The sequence below is a fragment of the Variovorax sp. S12S4 genome (genome assembly GCF_023195515.1).
Taxonomy (GTDB): Bacteria; Pseudomonadota; Gammaproteobacteria; order Burkholderiales; family Burkholderiaceae_C; genus Variovorax.
In genome coordinates, this window is the sequence record NZ_JALPKR020000002.1 from 3486898 (window position 1) to 3513588 (window position 26691).

A 26691-nucleotide genomic window follows, 5' to 3' on the forward strand; every position below is an offset into this window, starting at 1 on the left:
CTACATCAGCAGGTGCTCGCCCGCGTTGTCGCCGCCCAGCGTGACGTAGTTGACCTTCCGGATGTCCATCAGCGCACGGCCGCCGGCGTAGCTGATGGAGCTCTGCACATCCTGCTCCATCTCTACCAGCGTGTCGGCCAGCTTGCCCTTGATGGGCTCGAGGATGCGCTTGCCCTCGACGTGCTTGTATTCGCCCTTGTTGAAGTCGCTGGCCGAGCCGTAGTACTCCTTGAAGAGCACGCCGTCGACTTCGACCGTCTTGCCCGGCGATTCCTCATGGCCCGCGAAGAGCGAGCCGATCATCACCATCGACGCGCCGAAGCGCACGCTCTTGGCAATGTCGCCGTGGTCGCGAATGCCGCCGTCCGCAATGATCGGCTTGGTGGCCACGCGCGCGCACCACTTGAGCGCCGAAAGCTGCCAGCCGCCCGTGCCGAAACCCGTCTTGAGCTTGGTGATGCACACCTTGCCCGGACCGATGCCGACCTTGGTGGCGTCGGCGCCCCAGTTCTCCAGGTCGATCACGGCTTCGGGCGTGCCTACATTGCCGGCGATCACGAAGGAGCCTGGCAGCTTCTGCTTCAGGTAGCCGATCATGTTCTTCACGCTGTCGGCGTGGCCGTGCGCAATGTCGATCGTGATGTATTCGGGCACCAGGCCCTCGGCCGCCAGCTTGTCGACCGTGTCGTAGTCGGGCTTCTTCACGCCCAGCGAGATGGAGGCGAACACGCCCTTGCCCTGCATTTCCTTGACGAACTTGACGTTGTCCAGGTCGAAGCGGTGCATCACGTAGAAGTAGCCGTTCTGCGCAAGCCAGAAGCAGATCGACTCGTCGACCACCGTCTTCATGTTGGCCGGCACCACCGGCAGGCGGAAGCTGCGCGCACCCAGCGTCACGCTGGTGTCGCACTCCGAGCGGCTTTCCACGCGGCACTTGCGCGGAAGCAAAAGGATGTTGTCGTAATCGAAAATCTGCATGACCAGGCTCCTGAAAAGGAATCGTTGAAACGAACGAATGAGCGCTTGGTCCGGCCGGTTTCCGGGGCGTTTCGGAAAAGAAACGCCCACAAAAAACCGGACGCAAGAAACTTGGGCCCGGTGATTGATTTTACGCAGGGTGTCGAAGGCAGGTCTTCCAGTTCTTCATATAACCCGCATACGAGTTGGTTTCTACAATCGACGGATGTTGTTTAACGAACCTGCGGCTGATGCCAACCCCCTGGAACTGCCGCTGCTGCAGAACCTGAACCCGGAGCAGCGCGCCGCGGTCACCCTTCCCGCGGGCAATGCCCTCATCCTGGCCGGCGCCGGCTCGGGCAAGACCCGGGTGCTGACCACCCGCATCGCCTGGCTGCTCCAGACCGGCCAGGTTTCCGCCGGCGGCATCCTGGCCGTGACCTTCACCAACAAGGCCGCCAAGGAAATGATGACGCGGCTCACGGCCATGCTGCCGGTCAATGTGCGGGGCATGTGGATCGGCACCTTCCACGGCCTGTGCAACCGCCTTTTGCGCGCGCACTGGAAGCTGGCCAACCTGCCTTCCACCTTCCAGATCCTCGACACGCAAGACCAGCTTTCGGCCATCAAGCGGCTGATGAAGCAGTTCAACGTGGACGACGAGCGTTTTCCGGCCAAGCAGACGCAGTGGTTCATTGCCGGTGCCAAGGAAGACGGGCTGCGCCCGCGCGACGTGGAAATCCGCAGCGACGACGACCGCAAGAAGGTCGAGCTGTACCAGCTCTACGAAGAACAGTGCCAGCGCGAAGGCGTGGTCGATTTCGGCGAGCTCATGCTGCGCAGCTACGAACTGCTGCGCGACAACGACCCGGTGCGCGAGCACTACCAGCGGCGCTTCCGCCACATCCTGATCGACGAGTTCCAGGACACCAACCGGCTGCAGTACGCGTGGATCAAGATGCTTTCGGGCAACACGGTGGCGGGCCAGTTCACGCCGGGCGAGCAGAACAGCGTGATTGCGGTGGGCGACGACGACCAGAGCATCTACGCCTTTCGCGGCGCGCGCGTGGGCAACATGGCCGACTTCGTGCGCGAGTTCGACGTGCAGCACCAGATCAAGCTCGAGCAGAACTACCGCAGCTACAGCAACATTCTCGATTCGGCCAACGAGCTCATCAGCCACAACAAGAAGCGCCTGGGCAAGAACCTGCGCACCGACCAAGGCCCCGGCGAGCCGGTGCGCGTGTACGAGTCGCCCACCGACCTGGCCGAGGCGCAGTGGATGGTCGAGGAAATGCGGCAGCTCGTGCGCGACGGCTTCGACCGCAAGGAAATGGCCGTGCTCTACCGCAGCAATGCGCAGAGCCGGGTGATCGAAACGGCGCTCTTCAATGCCTCGGTGCCGTACCGCGTGTACGGCGGCCTGCGCTTCTTCGAGCGGGCTGAAATCAAGCACGCGCTGGCCTATTTGCGCCTGCTCGAGAACAAGGACGACGACACCAGCTTCCTGCGCGTGGTCAACTTTCCGCCGCGCGGCATCGGCGCGCGCACGCTCGAGCAGCTGCAGGACGCGGCGCGCACTGCCGGCCGCTCGCTGCACGATGCGGTGAGCGTTGTCGGCGGCAAGGCGGGGGCGAACCTTACGGGCTTCGTCGCCAAGATCGACGTGCTGCGCGAGCAGACGCAGGGCGTCAGCCTGCGCGAGATCATCGAGCTGGTGCTCGACCACAGCGGCCTTGTCGAACACTACAAGGCCGACCGCGAAGGCGCCGACCGCATCGAGAATCTGGAAGAACTGGTGAACGCGGCCGAGAGCTTCGTCACTCAGGAAGGCTTCGGCCGCGATGCGGTGGCACTGCCCATCGACGAACTGCGGCAGTCGCCCGCCAGCCAGGGCATTGACCTGACCCGCCCCGTGGTCGACGAGCCGCTGGCGCCCGACGCCGAAACCGGCGAAACGCTGAGCCCGCTGGCCGCGTTCCTCACGCACGCGGCGCTCGAATCGGGCGACAACCAGGCACAGGCCGGGCAGGACGCCGTCCAGCTGATGACCGTTCACGCGGCCAAGGGCCTGGAGTTCGACTGTGTGTTCATCACCGGCATGGAAGAGGGCCTGTTCCCGCACGAAAACTCGATGAGCGATTTCGAAAGCCTCGAGGAAGAGCGCCGCCTGATGTACGTGGCCATTACCCGCGCGCGCAAGCGCCTGTACCTGAGCCATTCGCAAACGCGCATGCTGCACGGCCAAACGCGCTACAACGTGAAGAGCCGTTTCTTCGAAGAACTGCCCGAAGGCGCGCTCAAGTGGCTCACGCCCAAGAACCAGGCGTTCACGCCGTCGGCCTTCGGCTACGGCGGCGGCTACGCGAGCACGCGCGGCGGTGGCGGCAGCTACAGCAGCGGTGGCGGGTACGGCAGCAGCAAGGACACATTCGCGAGCCCGCCGGTGCCGCCGCAGAAAACCGCACCGTCGCACGGCCTGCGGTCGGGCATGCAGGTATTTCACAACAAGTTCGGCGAAGGCACCGTGCTGTCGCTCGAAGGCACGGGCGACGATGCGCGCGCGCAGGTCAAGTTCACGCGGCATGGCGTCAAGTGGCTTGCGCTGTCGGTCGCCAAGCTCACGCCGGTGTAAGCGCCGCCAAGTTTGCTATTAAACAAATAGCTGACCGTGCAATAGCCACGGGCGTTTGCGGCGGTTTTTAAAGAGGCAATCGCCGTACACTCCATGCTCGCCAAAACAAGGGGAGCTGAGGATGTGGTTCATTGGCATGATTGCCGGCCTTTTCATAGGGGCCATCGCAGAGTCGGTTCCGGCTGCGCTGATATTGGCCGTCGTCGGAGCTTTCGCGCTGCCGAAAATCGTCGGCAAGAAGAGCACCGCCGAGCCTGAGCGTACCGAGGCCGAGCGCGCGCAGCCTCCCGGCATTGCATCCGCGTCCGGCACCGCTGCGTCAACGGCCCCGGCGGGCGGCATGCTGAAGCTGCAGCAACGCGTGGCCGAACTCGAACAGCGCGTGAGCATGCTCGAGCGGCGGCTCACGCAGGGCGCTGGCGAAGCGGCGCCTGCCGATGAACAATCCATCTCCGCAGCGAGTGCCCCCGCGACGCTGGTGGCGCAGCCGGTTCCCCAAGCCGCGCCGGCGACGCCGATCCCACCAGCTACGCCGAGCCCCCTCGCGCGGCCTGCCCAAGCGGCCGCAGCCGCAGCCGCCGCAGCGCGTGCCTCTATGCCGGCCCCGTCGCCCGCAGCCGCCGAATCAACTCCCGCACCGGCACCAGCCAAGCCGCCGGTTGCCGCGCCAGCACCCCAACGGCGCCTGCCTCCACCGCCGCCCCCGCCAGCAATTCCGCTTCGCGACCGCCTGCCCGCACCCATCGCCAACCTGATCTTCGGCGGCAACATGCTGGTGAAGCTCGGCGTGCTGATCCTGTTCCTGGGGCTAGCCTTTTTGCTGCGCTACACGGCCGAGCGGGTGACGGTGCCTGTCGAGCTGCGCTATGCCGCCGTGGCGCTGGTGGGCGCGGGCCTGCTCGCCCTGGGCTGGTTCCTGCGCCGCAAGCGCACCAGCTATGCGCTCATCCTGCAAGGTGCTGGCATCGGCGTTTTCTATCTGACGACGCTCGCGGCGATGAAGGTGCACGAGCTGCTGCCGCCGACGGCCGGCTTCGCCTTCCTGTTCGGCGTGGCGGTGCTCAGCGCGGTGCTGGCGGTGTTGCAGAACGCGCCGCTGCTGGCCATTGTTGCGGCGCTCGAGGGTTTTGCGGCGCCGGTGCTTGCCTCCACCGGGCAGAACCGGCCCGTGGGCCTCTTCACCTACCTGCTGGTGCTCGACGTCGGCATTGTGCTGATCGCCTGGTTCAAGGCCTGGCGGGTGCTCAACCTGATCGGCTTTGTCGGCACCTTCACGCTGGCTGCGGGCTGGGCGCAGAAGTACTACACAGACGACCAGTACGGCATCGTGCAGCCGTTCCTGTTGGTGTTCTTCCTGATGTTCGTCGCGGTGGGCCTGCTGTTCGCGCGCCGCACGCTGTTCGACGCACCCGTGCAGCCCGCACAGCCGCTGGCCACCCGCGCGCTCGACACGCTGCGGCGCGCGGGCCGGGTCGACAGCTCGCTGGTGTTCGGCACGCCGATGGTCGCATTCGGCATGCAGTACCTGCTCATGCAGCCGTGGGAATATGGCGCCGCCTTCTCGGCGATGGCGCTCGCGGCCTTTTACCTGGTGCTGGGGCGGCTGGTGTTCGCCACACAGCCCAAGGGCCTGGCGCTGCTTGCGGAGGCCTACGCCATCGTGGGCGTGATCTTCGGCACGTTGGCCATTCCGCTCGGCCTCGAAGGCCGCTGGACGGGCGCGGCCTGGGCGGTCGAGGCAGCTGGCATGTACTGGCTGGGCGCGCGGCAAGGGCGCGTGTATGCGCGGGCGTTCTCGTTCCTGGTGTTCGCCGGTGCGGTGTGGAAGCTGCTCGAAGCCACGCAACTCGATGCGGCGCCGGGGCATCCGCTGCTGCAGGGTTCGGTGATCGGCCCGATGCTGGTGGCGGTGAGCGCGTTCGCGATGTGGGCCATTCACCGGCGCGCCAAGCTCGACGAGGGCAACGGCTGGGAAGCGCTGGTGGGCACCGCCTTGCCGTGGCTCGGCATGGGCGCGCTCACGCTGCTGCTGTGGCAGTGGTTCACGCCGCCGTGGGCTGCGGCGGCAACGGCCTTGCTGGCTTCCGCCGCCTTTGCGGTGGCGGTGCGCTTCAAGCTCCGGCCCCTGGCTTTCGTGACCTATGGCATGCAGGCGCTGGCGGTGGCCGGCTTCATCGCCACCCTGCATCGCGCGGCCGATGTGCGCGGCAGCGCCGACGAGGTGCTTGCAAGCGGCTGGCAAGGCGCGGTGGCGGCAAGCCTCATTGCGCTGAGCCTGCTCGGCAGTGCCGCATGGTCGATGCTGCAGGCGCACCGCGCCGCATTGGCACGCGGCATTCAGCCGGTGTGGTCGCTCGGCAATGCCGTGGCGGTGATCGCCGGCGTGGGCCTGCTGCACCTCGCAATGCTGTTCCAGGTGAGCCTGGCACAGGCCGCGCTGCTGTGGCCGCTCACGGCCACGGTCGTGCTCTGGGTGGCGCTGCGCATTGCGCACAAGCCGCTCGCGGCACTGGCCGGCGTGCTGCAGGTCGTCTCGGCGCTGCTTTACGTCTTCGGCCAGATCTGGATCTTCGACGGCAATACCCCGCCCGCGGCCTTCGCGCACCTGGGCTTCTGGACGCCGGTGGTGCTGGGGCTCGCGGCCCTGCTGGCCGGCGCCTGGGTGAGCGACGAGGCATGGCGGCGCGCCACCGAAGGCGCCACCACGGCCAGGCGAACGCGCTGGATCAACGACTGGTGCGTCAACCCGGCCGTGCTGTGGGCACCGGTGATCTGGGGGCTGGGCTGGTGGCTCTTCGGCTGGCTGGACGAAACCGCCGCGGTGCTGCAGCGCAACGCAATGGACGGCCATGTGGCCGCGGCTGCTCTCGCCGTCGTGCTGGTCACTTCGGCGCTGTCGGCCGTGGTGGCGCACCGGCGCGGCTGGCCGCAGTTGGGCCAGGCCACGTTGGCCACGCTGCCGGGCCTGGTGCTGATCGCGGCCTACGGTGTGGCCTTGGCTGCGCCGCTGGTCTACGTGCCTTCGAGCGCGCTGGGCTGGGCGGCCTGGCCGCTGGCGCTGCTGTGGCACCTGTGGCTGCTGCATGCGCAAAAACGCTGGCTTGCTCCGGCGGCGCTGGCGCCTTTCCACGTGGCGGGTTTCTGGTTCTTCCTGCTGCTGGCGGCGCGCGAATGCCAATGGCAGCTGGGGCGCATCGGCGCGGAATGGTCGAGCTGGCAGCTGCTGGGCTGGGCCATGGTGCCCGCCGTCGCGCTCTGGCTGCTGCGCTCGCGCGCACTGCTGCAACGCTGGCCGCTCTCCGAGTACCGCGCCGCGTATATCGAGTTCGCGGCAATGCCGGTGGCTGCCTACCTGCTCGCATGGGTGTGGGTGACCAACGGAACGAGCCCGGGCAATGCCGCGCCGCTGCCCTATGTGCCGCTGCTGAACCCGCTGGAACTGGCGCAGTGGCTGGTGCTGTTTGCGCTGGTGCTCTGGTGGCGGCCCTTGCCGCAAGGGTCGTTCGCGCGCGTTCAGCCGATGGTGGCAAAGGGCGTGCTCGGCGTTACCGGCCTGGCACTGCTGACCGGCGCGGTGCTGCGCACCTGCCACCACTATGCGGGCGTGGAATGGCGCTTCGATGCGCTCTATGCATCGTGGCTCACGCAGGCGGCGCTCTCGATCACCTGGGCGATCTGCGGCGTGATTGCGATGGTGCTCGGCCACTCCCGCGGCGTGCGCACGCTGTGGGTCGGCGGCGCCGCGCTGCTGGGCGTTGTGGTGTTGAAACTGTTCTTCGTCGAGTTGGCGGACCGGGGCGGCCTGTTCCGCATCGTGTCGTTCATTGCGGTGGGTGCATTGCTGCTGCTTGTAGGTTATTTCGCCCCGGTGCCGCCGAAGAAAAACGAAATGGAGAAAGATGTGTTGGCTGAAGGAGGTGCAGCATGAAGCCGGGTAATGAACCCTCGCACTGCGTGGTGCGAATTGGTCTGGCCGTGGCGTTGGCAACGGCCGGCTTCGGTGCTGCCTGGGCGCAGCCTCCCGCCACCGCGCCCATTGCCGTGCAAGGCAGCGGGCCGTACTACCGGCTCACGCTGCCGCTCGGCATCTACGCCCACGCCGCATACGGCGATCTGCGCGACCTGCGGGTGCGCAATGCGGCCGGCAACGCGGTGCCCTACGCATGGCTGCGCAACGAGGCGGCGGAGCCTCGCGTTGCCTCGAAAGAGGTACCGGTCTTCGCGCTGCCTGCAAGCGCGGCGGATGCATCTGAAGACGCGGCGTTGAGCTTCAAGGTGCGTCCCGACGGCTCCCTGGCGCTCGCCCGCAGGCCCGCGCGCAAGCAAGCCGAGGCCGCGCAATGGCTCATCGATGCGAGCCAGCTCAAGGGCAGCCTGCTGCAGGCGCGTTTCGAAATGGCGCCCGAGGCGCGCGGCCTGTTCGCCTTCAGGCTCGAGGCCAGCGACGACCTGCGGAACTGGCGGCCCGTCGGGGGCGAAGAGCAACTGGTGCGGCTGGCCCATGGCGGACAGACCATCGAGCGGCTGGCGGTCGACCTGGGCAACGTGCAAGCACGGTTCCTGCGCCTGCGCTGGAGCGATCCGAAGAACGGCGCGCCGCTGACCAGCGTGGCGATCGACAGCGTGCAAGAGGTGGAACCCGTCGCGCCGCTCGAATGGTCGGGCGCGCTGAGGCCGGAGCGCTGCGGCACCGACCATTGCGACTACGCGTTGCCGCGCGGCGTTCCGGTCGAAAGCCTCCGCGTCGACCTGGCCGACGTCAACACGCTGGCGCAGGTCGGGATTTCAGGACTGCCTGCTGCCGTTCCGTCGGCTGCCTCCGAGCCGCCGCGCGTGCCGCGCAACCCGCTGTATGCCTTGCGGCACCAGCAGCGCCGGCCGGCATCGTCTTCTTCAGGCACGCCGGGCGAAGTCCCGCTGCTCGACACCGTGGTGTATCGCCTCGCGCAGGCCGGCGGCGAAGCGCGCTCGCCGCTGCTGGCGCTCGACGGCACGAGTTATTCGCACCTGAGGGTTCGCACTTCGGGCCCGTTGAGCCTGCTGGGCGCAACGCCTCCGACGATTTCGGTGGCCGCCACGCCGCGCACGCTGGTGTTCCTGGCACAAGGCGCCGCGCCGTTCTCGCTCACGTGGAGTACGGCACCCGAAAAGAACGCAGTGCAGGGTAGCGCGCCGGGCGCGGCCCTGGCGCTGGCCACGCTGGTGCCGGGCTACAACCCGAACAAGCCCGTGGCGGCAGACCAGGCCACCGTTGCTTTGCCGCCGCCGCCGGTGGCAGCCGTCGATGCCGTGGTGGCGGCGACTGCACAACTGCCGGTGCCCACGCAGCCGGATCCCTCGCGCAAGTGGTGGCTGTGGGGCGCGCTGGGCGTCGGTTTTCTGCTGCTGGCCGGCATGGCGTGGTCGCTTTTCGCGAGCCTGCGCAAGGACCGGGCTCCGGCCGGTTGACGAAGAGACTCCGGCCCGCGGGCCGGGGGCTCGCCTCAGTTCGGGTCGAAGCTGTCGCGGAAGGTGAACCAGGTCGAGCTCATCGACATGGCCGCGAGCACCAGTGCCGAGCCCACGATCAATATGTTTCCCATGGCCGGCGGCGCCGCCTCCGCCAACGCCGATCAGCACCGTGGCCACCAGGCCCATGCCGATGCCCGCGAGCAGGAACACGCCGAGCCATGCAAGGCCGAACAGCGCATAGGCGCCGAAGTTCCGAAACACCGCGACCACGCTGAAGAAGATGCTCTTCACCGGCTCCACGCCATGCCAGTGCACCAGTGCCGGCGCATGCCACATGGCGAGCGACAGCGGCAGGTTCAGGCACATCAGGAACATGCGCGCCAACTGGAAGTCGCTGCTCGCCATGATCTCGGGCGTCAGCGCTTCGTCCAGCAGGTAGGCCTTGGCCAGCTGCCCGCCGTCGATGAACGAGGTCAGCAGCACCGCGAACACGAAGTACACCGCGGAGATCACACCCAGCTTGACCAGCGAGCGCCATTCGGTGCGCATGGCGGTAATTACCGCCACGAACATGGCGGAGCCGGTGGGGCGCTGTGCGTGGCCGGTGGTGCCGATGCCCTCGGCGTTGTCGGTGTAGGCGATCGACGTGGCAACCATCAGCCCCAGCGTCATGAAGGGCAGCAGCACCGGCGCCAGCACGCTACCGAGCAGCGGCAGCAGCGACGCCGTCGAGATCAGCGCCATCAGCAGGAAGAACAGCGAAATGAAGGCAAGCGGCTGCCGCCAGAAGGTCTTGAGTCCGAGGCGGACCCATGTAGCGCCGGTTCGCGCCGGCACGAGGTTGAGTTTCATTTTTAAGGGTCAGGCGGCCAGCGGCTCGAGCGATTGCGCCATGGCATGCGGATGGAAGGCGCGCCCGCGCAGCACGCGCTCGAAGTGCGCGGGATCGTGCGGCTTCAGCATGCTGGCTTCGCGCGGAAGATGAAAGTCCCAGAGCCGCGAAATCCAGAAGCGCAATGCCGCGGCGCGCAGCATGGCGGGCAGCAGGGCGCGTTCGGAGGCATTCAGCGGACGCACGGTTTCGTAGGCGGACAGCAGCGAGTCCGCGCGTTCGGCGTCGTGCTCGCCGGTGGGCAGGTCGATGGCCCAGTCGTTCAGGCACACCGCGAGGTCGAACAGCCAGGTGTCGGTGCCTGCAAAGTAGAAGTCGAACACGCCGGTCAGGCGCGGCGCCGCGGCGGCGTCGTCGCCGGTTGCGAACATCACGTTGTCGCGGAACATGTCGGCATGCACCGGGCCGCGCGGCAGTGCGGCATAGGCCGACGTATCGGCCACATGGTTCTGGTAGGCCAGTTCGGCGCGCAGCAGTGCGGCCTGGGATTCGTCGATGTAGGGCAGCACCACGGGAACGGTCTCGTTCCACCACGCCAGGCCGCGCAGGTTCGGCTGGATGCGCGGAAAGTCGCGCGCCGCCAGGTGCATGCGGGCCAGCATTTCGCCCAGTTGGGCGCAATGCGCGGTGCCCGGCGCCAGTTCGCTGCGGCCCGAGAGCCGCTGCACCAGCGCGGCCGGCTTGCCCGCCACCTTGAGCAGCAGCTCGCAAGGCGCGTTCGCGGGAATCGTCAGCGCATGGCCCGAGGGCGGCGCAATGGCCGGGTCGGCCACGGGTTCCGGCACCGGCAGGCCGCGGCCCGCCAGGTGCTTCATGAGACAAAGGTAGTAGGGGAGCTGCTCGGCGCTGAGGCGCTCGAACAGCGTCAGCACGAACTCGCCGGTTTCGGTGGTGGCGAAGTAGTTGGTGTTCTCGATGCCGCCCTCGATGCCGCGCAGCTCGCGCAGCGGGCCCAGGCCCAGGCGCTGCACGAGCGCGTCTGCCTCGCCGAACTCGACTTCGGTAAAAACTGCCATGGCGGTGCTCAGCGCTGCGCTGACGATTGAACGCGCAGCACGGTCAGAACTTCATCACGTTCCAGACGCGCGGGCCGTTGCCGTTCGAGTCGGCCGAGCCCGGGCGTGCGGTGCCTGCGTCGTTGGGCAGCACTTCATAGCCGGGCACGTTGGCCTTGGGCTTCACGTTGATGCTTTGCGTGCGGCCGCCGTAGCGGACCTCGTCGACCGAAGCGCCGCTGTCTTCGGTGTGGATGTGCTCGACCTTCTGGTTGCGTCGGCCGTCGGGTTGCTCCTGATTTTGTAGCGGCTCGGCGGGTGCAGGCGCCCGGGCGGGTGCGGACTGCGCCTGAACGGCGGCAAAAGGAGCGGCAAAGGCCAGCGCCAGCAGAATGCGGCGGGCGACCAGGAGTGTGGGGCTAGGCATGCAAGGATTGTAGGCTTGGCGCCGCTTTCGAGGTGTCGGTCGCCAGCGTACGCCGCCGTGGTTCAGGGCGCCGCGCCGGGCACGGCAAAATGGCCTGATGACCGACAAGAAAACGCTGCTGCTCGTCGATGGCTCGAGCTATCTCTACCGCGCCTTCCATGCCATGCCCGACCTGCGGGCCGTGCCCGGCGACCCGAAGAGCCCGGCCACCGGTGCCATCCGCGGAATGATCAACATGATGACGGCGCTGCGCCGCGAGGTTCGCGCGGACTACGCGGCCTGCATCTTCGACGCGCCGGGCAAGACGTTTCGCGACGACCTGTACCCCGAATACAAGGCCAACCGCTCGCCGATGCCCGACGACCTGCGCAGCCAGATCGATCCCATCCACCAGGTGGTGAAGCTCATGGGCTGGCCCGTGCTCTGCGTGCCCGACATCGAGGCCGACGACGTGATCGGCACGCTGGCCAAGACGGCCGCGGCGCAGGGCGTCGAAGTGATCGTGTCCAGCGGCGACAAGGATCTGAGCCAGCTGGTGGACGAGCACATCACCATCATCGACACGATGAACGGCAAGAAGCGCGACGTGGCCGGTGTCACGGCGGAATTCGGTGTGCCGCCCAACCTGATGATCGACTACCAGACGCTGGTCGGCGATGCCGTCGACAACGTGCCCGGCGTCGAGAAGGTCGGCCCCAAGACAGCGGCCAAATGGCTGCTCGAATACGGTTCGCTCGATGCGCTGATCCAGCGCGCCGCCGAGGTGAAGGGCCAGGCCGGCGAGAACCTCCGCAAGGCCTTGGACAAGCTGCCGCTGAGCCGTCAGCTAGTCACCATTCGCACCGATTGCGACCTGGCCGGGCACGTCACCGGCCTGCCTTCGCTCGAAGGGTTACCCGTGGGTGCGCCGCAAACGGCCGAGCTCAAGCCCTTTTACGAAAAGTTCGGCTTCAAGAGCCTGGTGAAGTCGCTCGAGGCCATGGAAGTGCCGCCCGAGCTGATCGAGGAAAACATCAAGAAGCAGCAGGCCCGCGGCGGCGCTGCGAGTGCCGACCAGGGCGGGCTGTTCGATGAATCGTCGAACCTCGGCGCCATCGAAGCTGCATCGCCCGCGAGCAACCTGAAGTACGAAACCATCACGACCTGGGCACAGTTCGACGCGTGGCTCGCAAGGCTGGAGGCCGCCGACCTGGCCGCCATCGACACCGAGACCACGTCGCTCGATGAAATGGTTGCGCAGATCGTCGGCGTGAGCTTCAGCGTGGAGCCCGGCGAGGCGGCCTACGTGCCGCTGGCACACAACTACGGCGATGCGCCCGCACAGCTGCCCATCGACGAAGTGCTCGCCAGGCTGAAGCCGTGGCTCGAAAACCCCGAAAAGAAAAAGCTCGGCCAGCACATCAAGTACGACCGCCACGTGTTCGCCAACCACGGCATCGAGGTGCAGGGCTATGCGCACGACACCATGCTGCAAAGCTATGTGCTCGAGGCGCACCGGCCGCACGGGCTCGCGAGCCTGGCCGAGCGCCACCTGGGGCGCAGCGGCATTTCATACGAAGACCTGTGCGGCAAGGGCGCGCACCAGATTCCGTTCAGCCAGGTCGAGATTGCCAAGGCCGCCGAATATTCATGCGAGGACAGCGACCAGACGCTCGATGTTCACCTGGCGCTGTGGCCCCAGATCGAGCGCGACGAAAAGCTGCGCTTCATCTATCAACTCGAAATGGATTCGAGCGAGGCGCTCTACCGCATCGAGCGCAACGGCGTGCTGATCGATGCGCCCACGCTCGCCGCGCAAAGCCATGAGCTCGGCACGCGCATCATGGCGCTGGAGCAAGAGGCCTACGAGATCGCCGGGCAACCCTTCAACCTGGGCTCGCCCAAGCAGATCGGCGAGATCTTCTTCACCAAGCTGGGCCTGCCGGTGGTCAAGAAAACGCCGAGCGGCGCGCCGAGCACGGACGAAGAAGTGCTCGAGAAGCTGGCCGAGGACTACCCGCTGCCGGCCAAGATCCTGGAGCACCGCGGCCTGTCCAAGCTCAAGGGCACGTACACCGACAAGCTCGGCCAGCTGGCCAACCCGCGCACCGGCCGCGTGCACACGCACTATGCGCAGGCAGTGGCGGTTACCGGGCGGCTGTCGAGCAACGATCCCAACCTGCAGAACATTCCGATCCGCACGCCCGAAGGCCGGCGCGTGCGCGAAGCTTTCATTGCGCCGCCCGGCAGCGTGATTGCAAGCGCCGACTACTCGCAGATCGAGCTGCGCATCATGGCTCACATCAGCGGCGACGAGTCGCTGTTGCGCGCGTTCCGCGAAGGCATCGACGTGCACCGCGCCACCGCGGCGGAGGTGTTCGGCTCCACGCCCGACCAGGTGTCGAGCGAGCAGCGCCGCTATGCCAAGGTGATCAACTTCGGGCTCATCTACGGCATGAGCAGCTTCGGGCTGGCGCGCAACCTGGGCATCGAGACCAAGGCCGCGGCTTCGTACATCGAGCGCTACTTTGCGCGTTATCCGGGCGTGAAGGCCTACATGGACGAGACCAAGGCGCTCGCGAAGGAAAACGGCTATGTCGAGACCGTGTTCGGCCGGCGCCTGTACCTGCCCGAGATCAATTCGCCCAACGGCCCGCGCCGCGGCGGCGCCGAGCGCGCAGCCATCAACGCGCCCATGCAGGGCACGGCGGCCGACCTGATCAAGCTCAGCATGATCAAGGTGCAGGACGTGCTCGATGCCGAGAAGCGCGCCACCAAAATGATCATGCAGGTGCACGACGAACTGGTGTTCGAAGTGCCCGAGGCCGAGGTCGAATGGGTGCGCACCGAAATCCCGCGCCTGATGGCCGGCGTGGCCGAGCTGAAGGTGCCGCTGCTAGCCGAGATCGGCATCGGCTCCAACTGGGACAAGGCCCACTGAGCGCCGGCCGCGCCTGAAGAAGGCGTGGCTCGCAAGCGCAAGCAGCCCCACGCCGATGCCGGCGTAGAGCATCACATCGCCGAAGCCCTGGCGCAGGGCGGCCTGCGCGAGCGCCGGCGCAGCCGCATCCGGCACGACGTCCAGCTTGCCCGCTGCCACGCCCTGCGCCAGTTGCAGCAGTTCGCCGGCACCTGCGCGCAGGCCGGCTTCGCCCAGGTGGCGCGCAATGCCGCTCACAAGCACGAAGCCCATCAGCGCGATGTTCAAGGCGAGCGTGATCAGCCGCGCGCTGAAGTCGATGCCCGAGGCCATGCCCGCGCGCGGCCGATACCGCGCCGGTGCTCGTGTTGGTAACTGGCGAGTTCGTGAGGCCGAGCCCGACGCCCGCGGCAAGGCAGGCGGTGATCACCACCGCATCGACGCCGCGCGCATTGCCCGCGGCCATGAGCAGGAAGGCCACGGCCATCAGGCCGAGGCCGCCGGGAATCACCCGCTCGGCGCCATGGCGCAGCGCCAGCCGCTCGGCCAGCGGCGGCACCAGCAGCGTGGGCAGCGTGTAGGCCAGCAGGGCCCAGCCGGCGTGCATCAGGTCATGGCCGAGCGCCGACTGGAAGTAGATCGGCAGGTAGATCATGAAGGGCCAGAAGCTGAGGTTCATGCCGACCGAACCCATCATTGCGCCGTTGAAGCGGTGGATGCGAAAGACCGAAAAGTCGAACATGGGGTGCGCACTGCGCCGCTCGGCCGCGACGAACAGCGCGAGGAGCGCCAGCGCGCCCGCCAGCAGCGCCAGCCCCACGCGGTTGCCGAAGCCCTGCACCGTGCCCAGCGTGATGAAGTAGACCAGCGCGAACACCGCAAGCGTGAGCGTGAGCATGCCCGCCACGTCGAGGCGGTGCGCGTCGGGGTCGCGCGACTCCTGCACGCTGGCGCGCACCAGGCCCAGCGTGAGCAGCGCCAGCGGCGCGTGCACCAGGAAGACCCAGCGCCAATCGCCTAACGCCACGATGGCGGCGCCCACCAGCGGACCGAAGCCCAGCCCGATGCCCGCAACCACGCCCCACACTGCAAAGGCGCGCGAGCGCGCCGCCGGTTCACGGAACTGCTGCGACAGGATGGCGAACTGGCAGATCATCATGGTGCCGGCGCCCACGCCCTGCACGAAACGCGCGGCAATCAGGAGCGGCGCGCTCGTCGCCCAGCCGCACGCCAGCGACGCCATGCCGAACAGCCAGAGGCTCGCCACCAGCACGCGGCGGCGGCCGTAGCGGTCGGCCAGGGTGCCGGCCGCCATCAGCACCGAGGTGCAGGCCAGCGTGTAGGCATTCATGATCCATTGCGCGTCCTGGAAGTCCGCGTGCAGCACGCGCTCGAGCTCCGGAAGGATCACCGGCACGCTGGAGATTTCGAGGCCGAACATGAGTGCGACGAGGCAGATGGCAGTGAGCGCGGCAGCATCGCGGCGGGGGTGGAAGTAGAAGACGGTGTCATGCCGTCATGTTGTCGGGAAACAGGTTCTTTATTGAGGACATCGATTCGGCAGATTCGGGAACCAAAAGGCACAATCCCAAGCCATGACCGATCGTTTCGATGGCATCCAGACTTTTCTCGAGGTGGTCGAAAGCGGCAGCCTCACGTTCGCGGCCGAGCGGCTGAACCTCACGCGTTCGGCCGTGGGCAAGGCACTCGCGCGGCTGGAGGCGCGGCTCGGCGTGCGCCTGCTCCAGCGCACCACCCGCAGCCAGACCCTGACCGAAGAAGGGCAGGCCTACTACGAGCACTGCCTGCGTGCGCAGGCCGAGCTCGAGGCCGCGGAGTCGGGCCTCGAAAGCGGCCGGCGCGAGCCGCGCGGTCGCCTGCGTGCCAGCCTGCCGCTGGCCTTTGGACACCACCACGCGGCGCCGGCGCTGCTGGGCCTCATAGAGCGCTATCCGCAACTGCAGGTGGACATTGCCATCAGCGACCGCGTGGTCGACCTGGTGCAGGAGGGCTACGACCTGGCGGTGCGCATCGGCGAACTGCCCGACACCGACCGGCTGGTGGCCCGCCGGCTCGGCGAGCAGACCATGAGGCTCGCGGCCGCGCCGGCCTACCTGACGCGCTTCGGGCGGCCGGCTGACGTGGCCGCGCTGGCGCAGCTCCGGGGCATCGACTATTGCGGTCCTGGTCAGTCGCAGCGCTGGGAACTGCGCGATCCGCAAGGCCGCGCGCACACCGTGCATCTGCCCTGGCATGCGCGGCTGAACGACCTGCAGGCGGTGGCCGATGCGGCCATTGCAGGTGCCGGGCTCGCCTGGTTGCCGAACTGGCTGCTGGCACGCTACGTGCAATCCGGACAGCTCGAGCCCGTGCTGGCCGACCACCGCGCCGCGGCCATGCCCATTCATGTGCTGTGGCCGCGCTCGCGCCACATGCCCGCGAAGACGCGCTGCGCGGTCGATGCGCTGGTCGCCGCGATGCCGGCCTGCATGGAAGAATGCCGAACCCGCCCGGTGTCCACCGTGCGGACCAGAAAAACACAAGGAAGCCGTTCATGACCCTGTTCCCCGTTCGTTCCTGGTGCCGCGCAGGCGGCGCACTCCTGATTGCCGCAGCCTGCCAGGCCGCGCTGGCCGCACCCGACGCGCGCATCGCCTCGCTGGCGGCCGAGCAGAAGCAGCCGCTGCTCGATTCGCTGTCGCAGCTCGTGGGTATCGAGTCCGGCAGCCGCGATCTTGAGGGCCTGGAGAAGATCTCCGACCTCATCGCCGGCAAGCTCAAGGCGCTGGGCGGCGAGGTCGAGCTCATCGACACCAGCGCCGAGGCCTACCGCATGGAGGACACGCCCGAGAAGATGGGCCGCGTGGTGCGGGCGACCTTCAAGGGCACGGGCAAGAAGAAGATCATGCTCATTGCGCACATGGACACGGTCTACACCGTGGGCATGCTCGGCAAGCAGCCGTTCCGCGTCGAAGGCGACAAGGCCTACGGCCTCGGCATTGCTGACGACAAGCAGGGCGTGGCGGTCATCATCCACACGGTGGCAATGCTGCAGGCGCTCAAGTTCAAGGAATACGGCACGCTCACCGTGCTGATCAACGGCGATGAGGAAATCAGTTCGCCGGCGTCGCGCGGGCTCATCACGCGGCTCGGCGGCGAGCACGACGCGGTGCTGTCGTTCGAGGGCGCCTCGGTCAAGGAAGACAAGCTTTCGCTTGCCACGGCGGGCATTGCCTCGGTCACGCTCAACGTCGCGGGCAAGGCATCGCATGCGGGCTCAGCGCCCGAGCTGGGCGTGAACGCGCTCTACGAACTCTCGCACCAAGTGCTGCAGATGCGCGACCTGTCCGACCCGGCAACGGGCCTGAAGATGAACTGGACCATCTCCAAGTCAGGCAGCAACCGCAACGTGATTCCGGCCAGTGCCACCGCGAGCGCCGACGTGCGCGTGCTGAAGGTGAGCGACTACGACCGCATCGAGCAGCAGGTGCAGGAGCGCGTGAAGAAGCAGCTGATCCCCGAGGCCAAGGTCGAGCTGAAGTTCGAGCGCCGCCGTCCGCCGCTCGAAGCCACCGACGCCTCGCGCGCGCTGGCCGCGCACGCGCAGCGCATCTACAAGGACGAGATCGGCAAGCCGCTGGGCGCCGATGACAAGGCCGCCGGCGGCGGTACCGATGCGGCGTTTGCCGCGCTCAAGACCAAGGCCCCGGTGGTCGAGCGCTTCGGCCTGCAGGGCTTTGGCGCGCACTCGGCCGACGCCGAATACGTGCTGATCGATTCCATCGAACCGCGGCTCTATCTTGCGACCCGCATGGTGATGGACCTCTCTCGCAACAAGATCGGCAACTGACCGATGCGGCTGCGCCATATCGAGGTCTTCAACGCCATCATGCTCACGGGCAGCGTGAGCGCGGCGGCGCGGCTCATCAACATTACGCAGCCGGCGGTGAGCCGCACGCTGCAGCATGCCGAGCTGCAACTGGGCTTTCCGCTGTTCCAGCGCGCCAAGGGCCGGCTCACACCGACCACCGAGGCGCTCACGCTGTATCCGCACATCGAGCGGCTGTTCGCGCAACTCGACGAGGTGCAGCGCCTGGCGGCCAACCTGCGTGCGGGCAGCGATACCGGCGAGCTGCGCATCCTGAGCGTGCTGGCATTGAGCTACGAGGTGCTGCCGCGCGCGCTCAAGGCCTTTCGCGAAAAGCATCCGGGTTATTCGATCACCGTCGAGTCGCTGCATTCGCCGCAGATCATGTCGGCGCTGCTGCTGCAAGAGGCCGACGTGGGCTTTGTCTTCAGCCCCGCGGTGCACCCCTCGCTCACGCAGGAAACGCTTGCGGACACGCGCATGGTGTGCATCGCGCCGAAGGGCATGCTTCCGCGCGCACTGGTGCGCAATGGGTCGGTGGCGCTGCATGACCTGGTCGACCGGCCCGTCATCGGGCTGGACAGCCGAGACCCGGTGGGCACCAGCCTGAGCCAGGCCTGCCGCCAGGCCGGCGTGGGCTTTCAGCAGGCGGTGGTCACGGTGCAGACCTATCACGCCGCGCTGTCGATGGCCCACCACGGGCTGGGCGTGGCGCTGGTCGATGGCTGCACGGCGCGCTCGGCCGACGGCACCAAGGTCGACGTGCTGGCGCTGGAGCCGCACATTCCGGTGCCGGTGCGCGCATTGCGGTTTGCGGGAAAGCCCGATTCAGTGGCGGTACGCGGCATTACCCGCTGCATGCGCGAGGCGATAGAGCAGGCGGCCTGAACCTCGTGGCGTGGCTCAGGCTGCGGCGGGCTCCAGCGCATCGGCAATCCGCCGCGCGGAGCCGAAAGCCAGCGTGAAGCCCAGCGCGCCGTGCCCGGTGTTGAACAGCATGTTCGCCGGCGCGCTCGGCAGCCGCCCGATGATCGGCAGGCCTTTCGGCGTGGCCGGGCGCATGCCCGTCCACGGATGCAGTTCTTCGAGCGGGCTCGCATGCGGGAACACGGCGCGTGTCGCGGCCGCCAGCGTTTCGATGCGCGTCGCCGGAATGCTCGCGTCGTGCCCCACGAGTTCCGCCATGCCCGCCACGCGCAGCCGTGAGCCGATGCGCGCGAACACCACCTTGCGCGCGCTGTCGGTCACGTTCACGCTGGGCGCTGCGCCGGGCGAAGGATCGACATCGACCGTGATGCTGTAGCCCTTGAGCGGGTACACCGGCAGGTAGGCGCCCAGCGCGCGCCCGAGCTTGTGCGAGGCCGATCCCAGTGCCATGACGAAGGCGTCGGCCTCCACGTCGCCATCGCTCGTTTTCACGGCGGCCACGCGGCCTCCGCTGCGCGCGAAGCCGTGCACGTCGGCGCCGAGCAGAAAGCGCACGCCGCGCCCGCTGAGCACGCGCATCAGTTCGGCGCAAACCTTCAGGCAATCGGCCGCGCACTCGCTGGGCGTGTAGACGGCCCCGGCCATCTGGCCGCGATAGCCGGCGAGCGCGGGCTCGATGGCGGCGCATTCGTCGGGCGACACGATGCGCTGCTCGCTGCCCATGGCGCGCTGCAATTCGAGCTGCGCGCGTGCGCCTTCGAGCGATTCGGGGCTGGCATAGAGCACCAGCTTGCCGGTGGCGGAAAAATCGCAATCGGGCGCAACGTCGGCCTGCATGGCCTCGAACCCGCTGCGGCTCAGCGCGGCCAACGCCAACAGCTGCGCCGTGGTGTCGCGCGAGGTCTGCGCATTGCAGGCCGCAAGAAAGGCCAGGCCCCAGCGCCACTGCAGCGGATCGAGTTGCGGGCGCAGCTTGAGCGGGGAGGAGGGCGAGAGCAGCAGCTTGGGCAGCTGCTTCCAGATCGACGGATCGGCCAGCGGCTGCACGTACGAGTAGCTGAGCTGCGCGCCGTTGCCGCCGCTCGCGCCCGCACCAGGGGCCGCGCGGTCGATCACCGTGACTTGATGGCCCAGGCGTTCGAGTTGCCAGGCGGTGGCCAGGCCCACGATGCCGGCGCCGAGCACACACACATGCATGGGGCAACTTTCCAAAGAAGGGAGCAAAGAGAGGGGAGTGCTGAATGTAGGCGCGCGCACGCCAGCCCGGAAATGCCAAAAGCGCGGTAGCCCATAGCCAAAGCGCATGCCTTGGTGCCCGCTCTTCCTAACCCATAACCTTTGGGTATGGCCTAGGGTTCATTTGGAATTGTCGCCATGTGTCACTCCTTCTTACACTGGCCGCTCTGTTCAACCAACTGAAGAAGGCTCGCATGAAACTCTCCGCATTGATGGCCGCTGCTGCCGTGGTGCTGCTTACCGCCACCGGCGTCCAGGCCGCCGACACGCTGGCCAAGATCGCCGAGTCCGGCAAGATCACGCTCGCCTACCGCGAGTCGTCGGTGCCCTTCAGCTACCTGGACGGCCCCAACAAGCCGATCGGTTTCTCGGTCGAACTTTCCAACGCCGTGGTCGAGGCGGTGAAGAAAAAGCTCAACAAGCCCAACCTGCAGGTACAGCTGATGCCAGTGACCTCGCAGAACCGCATTCCGCTGATCACCAACGGCACGGTGGACCTGGAGTGCGGCTCCACCACCAACAACACCGCGCGCGGCAAGGACGTGGCCTTTGCCGTCAATCACTTCTATACCGGCACGCGCCTGTTGACCAAGAAGTCTTCCAAGATCAAGGACTACGCCGACCTGGCCAAGAAGACGGTGGCCAGCACCACCGGCACCACCAACGCGCTGGTCATGCGCAAGTACAACACCGAGAAGAACCTCGACATGGACATCGTGCTTGGCAAGGACCACGCCGACGCCTTCCTGCTGGTGGAAAGCGACCGCGCCGTGGCGTTTGCCATGGACGACATCCTGCTGTTCGGCCTGATTGCCAACGCCAAGAACCCGGCCGACTACGAAGTGGTGGGCGAGGCGCTGCAGGTCGAGCCCTATGCCTGCATGCTGCCCAAGGACGACCCGGCCTTCAAGAAGCTGGTGGACGACACCTTCATCGGCATGATGAAGAGCGGCGAGTTCGAGAAGCTCTATACCAAGTGGTTCATGTCGCCGATCCCGCCGAAGAACGTGCCGCTGAATCTGCCCATGAGCCAGCAACTCAAGGACAACCTCAAGACGCCGTCCGACAAACCGGCGACCTGACGCGATTGGACGTACGCAATGGCTTCGACGAACGTAGTGGGCATTCTGGGCGGCATGGGCCCTGCGGCGGGGGCGGACTTCGTCCGGCTCTTCGTGCAGGCCTGCGCCCAGCAGATGCGCGCGCGCGGGGAGCCGGTGCGGGACCAGTCCTTCCCGGAGCACTGGCTGGCGCAGGTGCCGGTGCCTGACCGAACCGACGCGCTGGGTTCGGCGGAGACCGGCGCGCACCAGCCGCTCGAGCCGATGCTGCAGGCACTGGGGCGGCTGGCCGCGCTGGGCAGCAGGGCCGTGGCCATTGCCTGCAACACCGCGCATGCCTGGCATTCGCGGCTGCAGGAACGTTTTCCGCAAGTGGAACTGCTGCACATGGCGCGCGAGGTGGCGCAGCATCTTGCCGCGCAAGGGGCAGGCAATGTGGCGCTGATGGCCACCGAGGGCACCTACCGCGTGCGCCTCTATGAACATGCGCTGGCCGAAGCGGGGCTCGATTGCCTTGTGCCGCTGCAGGAAGAACGCCGCATCATCACGCGCGGCATCTTCGACGGCGTGAAGGCCGGAAACATGCGGCTGGCCGAAGAGTGTTTTTCGCAGGTGGCGCTGCGGCTCGCGGAACGCCACGGGCCGGTCACCATCATCATGGGCTGCACCGAGGTGCCGCTCGGCCTGCAGGGCTCGGCTGCGGTCGCCGGACTGAACCTGGTCGATCCGGCGCAGGTGCTGGCTGCCGCATTGGCGCGCCGCGCCTATCGCGACTGAAGACTTTAGGCCGCACTGCAATCCTGTTGACATCCGGGCCATTCGGATACGGACCGCGCTGAATTCGCCTACATTGCGGCGTGCGTTTTCACGCATGCCCCTTGTCCGACGATTCAACTGGAGCCCTTCCCATGTCCCTTCGCGACGACAGCCGTTCCGATTTCGACTCGCTTCGCCCCGGCGAGAGCACAGAGCAGGGCGCCACGCGCCGCACCGCACTCAAGGCCGCCATTGGCGTGGGCTATGCGGCCGCCGTGATGCCGGTCATGGCACAGACGGCCATCAGCACCTCGGCCGAGGGCCTGAAGGCCGGGCCGATCAAGTACACCGTCAACGGCTTCGAGGTGCCCGCCTACGCGGCCGCGCCGGCCGGCAAGACGGGCCTGCCCGTGATCCTGGTGATCCAGGAGATCTTCGGCGTGCACGAATACATTGCCGACACCTGCCGCCGCTTTGCCCAACTCGGCTACCTGGCCATTGCGCCCGAGCTCTATGCGCGCCAGGGCGATCCGCGCGGCTACACCGACATTCCCAAGCTGCAGGCCGACATCGTGACCAAGGTGCCCGATGCGCAGGTCATGGCCGACCTGGACGGCGCGCTCGCGTATGCCGCGGCCAACGGCGGCAATGTTGCCAAGGCCGGCATCACCGGCTTCTGCTGGGGCGGCCGCATCGTGTGGCTCTATGCCGCCACCGGCAAGGTCAAGGCCGGCGTAGCCTGGTACGGCCGCCTCGTCGGCCAGCCGAGCGAATTGACGCCAAGGCACCCCGTCGATGTGGCGGCCAGCCTGCAGGCGCCGGTGCTCGGCTTGTACGGCGGAAAAGACCAGGGCATCCCGCTTGACACGGTTGATAAGATGAAAGCAGCGTTGGCAAATGGAACCCCGGCTGCCAAGGCTTCGAGCTTCGTCGTGTATCCCGAAGCAGGCCACGCGTTCCATGCCGACTACCGCCCGAGCTATGTAAAGAGCGCGGCCGATGACGGATGGCAGCGAGCCACGGCCTGGTTCAAAGCCAATGGCGTCGTCTGACGGCGGCCTGTAGCCACTCACCGCCGAAGGCCGTCCACGTGACGGCCTTTCTCTTTTTATGAACGTTGTCGGGCATCGGTGCCCATCGAGATTGCGCAAGCAGCTATGAATTTGATAGTGATCATCGCGGCGACCCTGGTTGCCGGCATCGGAAGCGTGTGGCTCGCGGCCTTGCTCTTGCGCGTGGGCGTGCGCAGCGGCTCGGGCGGAGTGAATTCGCAGCACCTGCTGAGCCTGGCTGCGGGGGCGCTGCTTGCCACCGCGTTCATGCACCTGTTGCCCGAGGCCTTCGAAAGCCGCATTCAGCCCGCGCTGCTGTTCGGCGTGCTGCTGTTCGGCCTGGTGTTCTTCTTTCTGCTCGACAAAGCCGAGCTCTGGCACCACGGGCACGAGCATCACCATGGCAGCCCCGCGCCGGGGCCGATCGGCGCAGGGCACCAAACGAATCACTCCGCGCACGATCATGCGCACGGCCACCCCCACGACCATGACCATTCGCACAGCCACGCGCCTCGCGCGGGCGGCGGCTGGGCCGTGCTCACCGGCGACAGCGTGCACTGCTTCGGCGACGGCATCCTGATTGCATCGGCCTTCATCGCGGACATCCGCCTTGGCCTGGTGGCCGCCATTGCGGTGCTCGCGCACGAGGTGCCGCACCACATCGGCGACCTTGTTGTGCTGCGCCAGAGTTCGGCCAACCAGCGCGCGGCGCTGATCAAGGTGTCGCTCGCCGGCACCATGACCATGCTGGGCGGCATCGTCGGATGGTGGCTGGTCGACCAGCTGCACGGCTGGTTGCCTTACTTCCTGGTGCTGGCCAGCAGCAGCTTCGTCTACGTGGCGCTGGCCGACCTGATTCCACAATTGCAGAAGCGTTTGCCGGCGCGGCAGACCGCGGCGCAGATCGTGTGGCTGGTGGTGGGCATCGCACTCGTCACGCTCGTGAGCCGGCTTGCGCACGGCGAGCACGACCATGGCCATTCGGAACACGGTCACGCCGAGCACGGCCACTCGGAGCACGGCCATTCTCACGAAGGCGAAGGAGCCCCGGCGCACAAGGACTGACCTACAGCGCCGGCTTGATGGATACGTTCCGAAACCGACGCTGTTCCGGGGAATTGACGCACGGCACCTGAAAGAGGTGCAACATTGGGGGTCTGACGAATGTCTCGCTCATCCCATCGCCGAGGAACCGATCATGAACAACGTCGACGCCAAGAAGCGCCCCGCTCCGCCATCGCCCGAAGATGACGACGACGATTCGCCTGTCGACGACTTCGAGGAATCGGAATCGGAAGCCGCGGACGACCTGTCGGATGCAACCGGCATCGACCTGACCGATGCCAGCGAACTCGACGCCGACAACGTGCCGGCGGACGAAGAGTTTGCCCGCGTGATGAACGCGCCCGACTAAGCCGCTTTCGACGAGCTCTCTCGAGCTATCCAGCTGTTGCCGCAGCCGCTGCTGCCGCTGCTGCCGCTGCTGCACGCAAGCGCTGCGGGCCGAGCATTTCAGCCGTAAGACCGAAGCCCGCAATGCGCTGCGGCACAGGCAGGCCGCGCGCGAGTGCCGCACATGCCTCGCCCATGGCTGCCGAAGTCTGGATGCCATAGCCACCCTGCGCCGCAAGCCAGAAGAAGCCGGGCGCCTCTGGCTCGAAGCCGCCCACCAGGTCGCCGTCGGCCACGAAGGAACGCAGGCCCGCCCAGGTGCGGGTGGGGCGGCGAATGGTGAGCGTGGTGGCTTCCTCGATGCGGTGGATGGCGAAGGCGACGTCCAGCTCTTCGGGCTGCACGTCCTGCGGTTCGACCGGATCGGCATTGGCCGGCGAACCGAGCAGCATGCCGGCGTCGGGCTTGATGTACCAGCCTTCATCGGCGCTGAACACCATGGGCCAGTGCGCCACGTTGCTGCCTTCGGGCGGCGCGAAGATGAAGGCCGAGCGCCGCCGCGGCTCGATGCCGATGGGCCGCACGCCCGCCAGTTGCGCAATGGTGTCGACCCACGCGCCCGCCGCGTTGATGACCACCGGCGCTTCGTAGACGACGTCGCCGGCCGTCACGCGCCAGCGGTCGTCCACGCGCTCGAGCGCGGTCACGCCGGCGTCGCACACCAGCTTGCCGCCGGCCTGCCGCATGCCGCGCAGGTAGCCCTGGTGGATGGCGTGCACGTCCATGTCGGACGCATCGGGCTCATAGACACCGCCCGCCACCTGTTCGGGCCGCAGCGCCGGCACCATCTCGATGGCTTCTTCGCTGCTGAGCCGCTGTGCGCCGGTGTTCATGGCGCGCAGCACCTCCCAGTGGGCTTCGAGCTCGGCCACATGATCGGCGTCGGCCACCATCAACGCGCCACGCGGCGTGAGGAGCGGGTGCTCGGCAAAGCCCTCTGGCGGATGTTCGAGAAACGCGCGGCTTGCCATGGTGAGCGCGCGCACCTGCGCCGTGCCGTAGCTTTCCATGAAAAGCGCGGCCGAGCGGCCGGTGGAGTGGTAGCCGGGCTGGGCCTCGCGTTCGAGCAGGATCACGCGGGCATGCGGCGCGAGCCAGTAGGCCACCGAGGCACCGGCAATGCCGCCGCCGATCACGAGATAGTCGGCCGCAACGGGCGCTGGTGTGTTGGAAGTCATTGGCGGAGTGTAGGTAGAAATTTGCGTATACGCAAATTTGCCCCGGGCCTGCCGAGAGGAGATGGGACGCACCATGGTGGTGAAATTTGCGTCTCCGCAATTTGCGCATACGCAATTTCCGTGCATCGGCTGCGGGCACCGTGGCACGGATTCGGGCACTGGACTGGCAGAATCGTGCTGCACTACAAGAGAAAGCCAAGCGTGAATCCACACACGGGCAACAAGCCGCGAGCCAAGCCGGGGACAAAGCCGAAGGACGAACAGCCGGCGCTGGACCGCACCACCTTCGGCAACCGCCTGCGCACCGCGCGCAAGCGCTTCGGCTGGACGCTGGCGCAGCTGGCCGAGCGCTCGGGCGTGTCGATCACCACCATCTCGCGCGCGGAACGCGGGCAACTCGCGCTCGGGTACGAGAACTTCACCGCGCTGGGCCGCGCGCTCGAGATGGACATGAACGCGATGTTCGCGGGTGCCGGCGTCAAGCCCGCGCAGCTCGACGGGCCGGTGGTCACGCGCGCGGGCAAGGGCGTGGTGTACCGCGGCCTTTCAATCGCCTACGAGTTCCTGGGCACCACGGCCGCAGGCAAGCAGATGAGCCCGATCGTCGGCACCGTGCACGCGCGGCGCATTCACGGGCCCGAGGACTTCGTGAGGCATGCGGGAGAAGAGTTCGCCTATGTGCTTTCAGGCGAGATCGAAGTGCATTTCGACAACGGCAAGGTGGTGCGCCTTGCCCGCGGCGACTCGCTGTACTTCGACAGCCGCATCGGCCACGCCTACGTGAGCGTCAGCCGGCAGCTTGCAAAGATCGTGGGCATGACGACGGCGGAAAGCGGGCACATGAAGTCGGCGCGCGAGGCGCCTGAGGCGCCCGCTCCAAAGCCGGTACGCAAGGCCCGCTGAGG

Annotated in this window: 18 protein-coding genes and 2 pseudogenes; 13 read left to right on the plus strand and 7 right to left on the minus strand. The window is 67.2% G+C overall.

The window, feature by feature from the left end; all coding sequences use genetic code 11:
* Entirely contained in the window at window positions 1–978 is a 978-nt protein-coding gene (locus tag M0765_RS17235) for a GMP reductase (protein WP_258504950.1), read from the minus strand.
* Between the two features lie 205 nt (window positions 979–1183).
* On the opposite strand from M0765_RS17235, the gene M0765_RS17240 reads away from it, so the two are divergent.
* From M0765_RS17240 to M0765_RS17250, 3 genes are all read left to right on the plus strand, one after another.
* On the plus strand, window positions 1184–3592 hold the full coding sequence (locus M0765_RS17240) for a UvrD-helicase domain-containing protein (RefSeq protein ID WP_258504951.1): 2409 nt from the start codon (window positions 1184–1186) through the stop codon (window positions 3590–3592).
* A 121-nt stretch (window positions 3593–3713) separates the two neighbouring features.
* Complete coding sequence (locus M0765_RS17245) at window positions 3714–7520, plus strand: DUF2339 domain-containing protein (RefSeq protein WP_258504953.1); 3807 nt, start codon at window positions 3714–3716, stop codon at window positions 7518–7520.
* Complete coding sequence (locus M0765_RS17250; RefSeq protein ID WP_258504954.1) at window positions 7517–9040, plus strand: DUF3999 domain-containing protein; 1524 nt, start codon at window positions 7517–7519, stop codon at window positions 9038–9040. Before M0765_RS17245 ends, M0765_RS17250 begins: the two co-directional genes overlap by 4 nt.
* A 222-nt stretch (window positions 9041–9262) precedes the next feature.
* On the opposite strand, the pseudogene M0765_RS17255 reads toward M0765_RS17250, so the two are convergent.
* The 3 genes and pseudogenes from M0765_RS17255 to M0765_RS17265 all read right to left on the minus strand — a co-directional run.
* Window positions 9263–9895 (minus strand): annotated as a pseudogene (locus tag M0765_RS17255) (BPSS1780 family membrane protein); the annotation flags it as partial.
* A 9-nt stretch (window positions 9896–9904) separates the two neighbouring features.
* Window positions 9905–10951, minus strand: coding sequence for a homoserine kinase (locus M0765_RS17260; protein WP_258504956.1), 1047 nt, complete (start codon window positions 10949–10951; stop codon window positions 9905–9907).
* A gap of 43 nt (window positions 10952–10994) precedes the next feature.
* The gene (locus tag M0765_RS17265) at window positions 10995–11357 is read right to left on the minus strand and encodes a hypothetical protein (protein WP_258504958.1); all 363 of its coding nucleotides are present in this window, start codon (window positions 11355–11357) and stop codon (window positions 10995–10997) included.
* Window positions 11358–11454: 97 nt separating this feature from the next.
* Here M0765_RS17265 and polA point away from each other — a divergent pair, with 97 nt between their 5' ends.
* The gene (polA, locus tag M0765_RS17270; protein WP_258504960.1) at window positions 11455–14277 is read left to right on the plus strand and encodes a DNA polymerase I; all 2823 of its coding nucleotides are present in this window, start codon (window positions 11455–11457) and stop codon (window positions 14275–14277) included.
* Here the strand turns inward: polA and M0765_RS17275 are convergent.
* Window positions 14233–15697, minus strand: a pseudogene (locus tag M0765_RS17275) (MFS transporter). The gene polA and the pseudogene M0765_RS17275 sit on opposite strands and share 45 nt — an antisense overlap.
* A gap of 154 nt (window positions 15698–15851) precedes the next feature.
* Here M0765_RS17275 and M0765_RS17280 point away from each other — a divergent pair.
* Genes M0765_RS17280 through M0765_RS17290 form a run of 3 tightly spaced genes read left to right on the plus strand, consistent with a single transcriptional unit; the run spans window position 15852 to window position 19012 of the window.
* The gene (locus M0765_RS17280; RefSeq protein WP_258504961.1) at window positions 15852–16814 is read left to right on the plus strand and encodes a LysR family transcriptional regulator; all 963 of its coding nucleotides are present in this window, start codon (window positions 15852–15854) and stop codon (window positions 16812–16814) included.
* Window positions 16811–18106 (plus strand): M20/M25/M40 family metallo-hydrolase, encoded by a 1296-nt coding sequence (locus M0765_RS17285; protein WP_258504963.1) that lies wholly within the window; start codon window positions 16811–16813, stop codon window positions 18104–18106. Before M0765_RS17280 ends, M0765_RS17285 begins: the two co-directional genes overlap by 4 nt.
* 3 nt (window positions 18107–18109) lie before the next feature.
* Window positions 18110–19012 (plus strand): LysR family transcriptional regulator, encoded by a 903-nt coding sequence (locus M0765_RS17290; protein ID WP_093018504.1) that lies wholly within the window; start codon window positions 18110–18112, stop codon window positions 19010–19012.
* Between the two features lie 15 nt (window positions 19013–19027).
* Here M0765_RS17290 and M0765_RS17295 read toward each other — a convergent pair whose 3' ends face one another.
* Entirely contained in the window at window positions 19028–20248 is a 1221-nt protein-coding gene (locus M0765_RS17295) for a D-amino acid dehydrogenase (protein WP_258504968.1), read from the minus strand.
* A gap of 233 nt (window positions 20249–20481) precedes the next feature.
* Between M0765_RS17295 and M0765_RS17300 the strand changes: the two genes are divergently transcribed.
* The 5 genes from M0765_RS17300 (at window position 20482) to M0765_RS17320 (ending at window position 24570) form a co-directional block, all read left to right on the plus strand.
* Window positions 20482–21369: a transporter substrate-binding domain-containing protein gene (locus M0765_RS17300; protein WP_126749783.1), complete on the plus strand. Its 888-nt coding sequence runs from the start codon at window positions 20482–20484 to the stop codon at window positions 21367–21369.
* Window positions 21370–21387: 18 nt separating this feature from the next.
* The gene (locus M0765_RS17305) at window positions 21388–22125 is read left to right on the plus strand and encodes an aspartate/glutamate racemase family protein (protein WP_258504970.1); all 738 of its coding nucleotides are present in this window, start codon (window positions 21388–21390) and stop codon (window positions 22123–22125) included.
* A 131-nt stretch (window positions 22126–22256) separates the two neighbouring features.
* Window positions 22257–23156 (plus strand): dienelactone hydrolase family protein, encoded by a 900-nt coding sequence (locus tag M0765_RS17310; protein WP_258504971.1) that lies wholly within the window; start codon window positions 22257–22259, stop codon window positions 23154–23156.
* Between the two features lie 105 nt (window positions 23157–23261).
* A complete protein-coding gene (locus M0765_RS17315) occupies window positions 23262–24221 on the plus strand; it encodes a ZIP family metal transporter (RefSeq protein ID WP_258504972.1) in 960 nt (319 codons plus the stop codon).
* Between the two features lie 133 nt (window positions 24222–24354).
* Complete coding sequence (locus M0765_RS17320; protein WP_126749779.1) at window positions 24355–24570, plus strand: hypothetical protein; 216 nt, start codon at window positions 24355–24357, stop codon at window positions 24568–24570.
* Window positions 24571–24595: 25 nt separating this feature from the next.
* On the opposite strand, the gene M0765_RS17325 is transcribed toward M0765_RS17320, so the two are convergent.
* Window positions 24596–25786 carry an NAD(P)/FAD-dependent oxidoreductase gene (locus tag M0765_RS17325; protein WP_258504975.1) on the minus strand — a complete coding sequence of 397 codons (1191 nt, stop codon included), beginning with the start codon at window positions 25784–25786 and terminating at the stop codon, window positions 24596–24598.
* A gap of 201 nt (window positions 25787–25987) precedes the next feature.
* Here M0765_RS17325 and M0765_RS17330 point away from each other — a divergent pair, with 201 nt between their 5' ends.
* Window positions 25988–26689, plus strand: a complete 702-nt coding sequence (locus M0765_RS17330; protein WP_258504976.1) for a helix-turn-helix domain-containing protein — start codon at window positions 25988–25990, stop codon at window positions 26687–26689.
* Window positions 26690–26691: the final 2 nt, after the last annotated feature.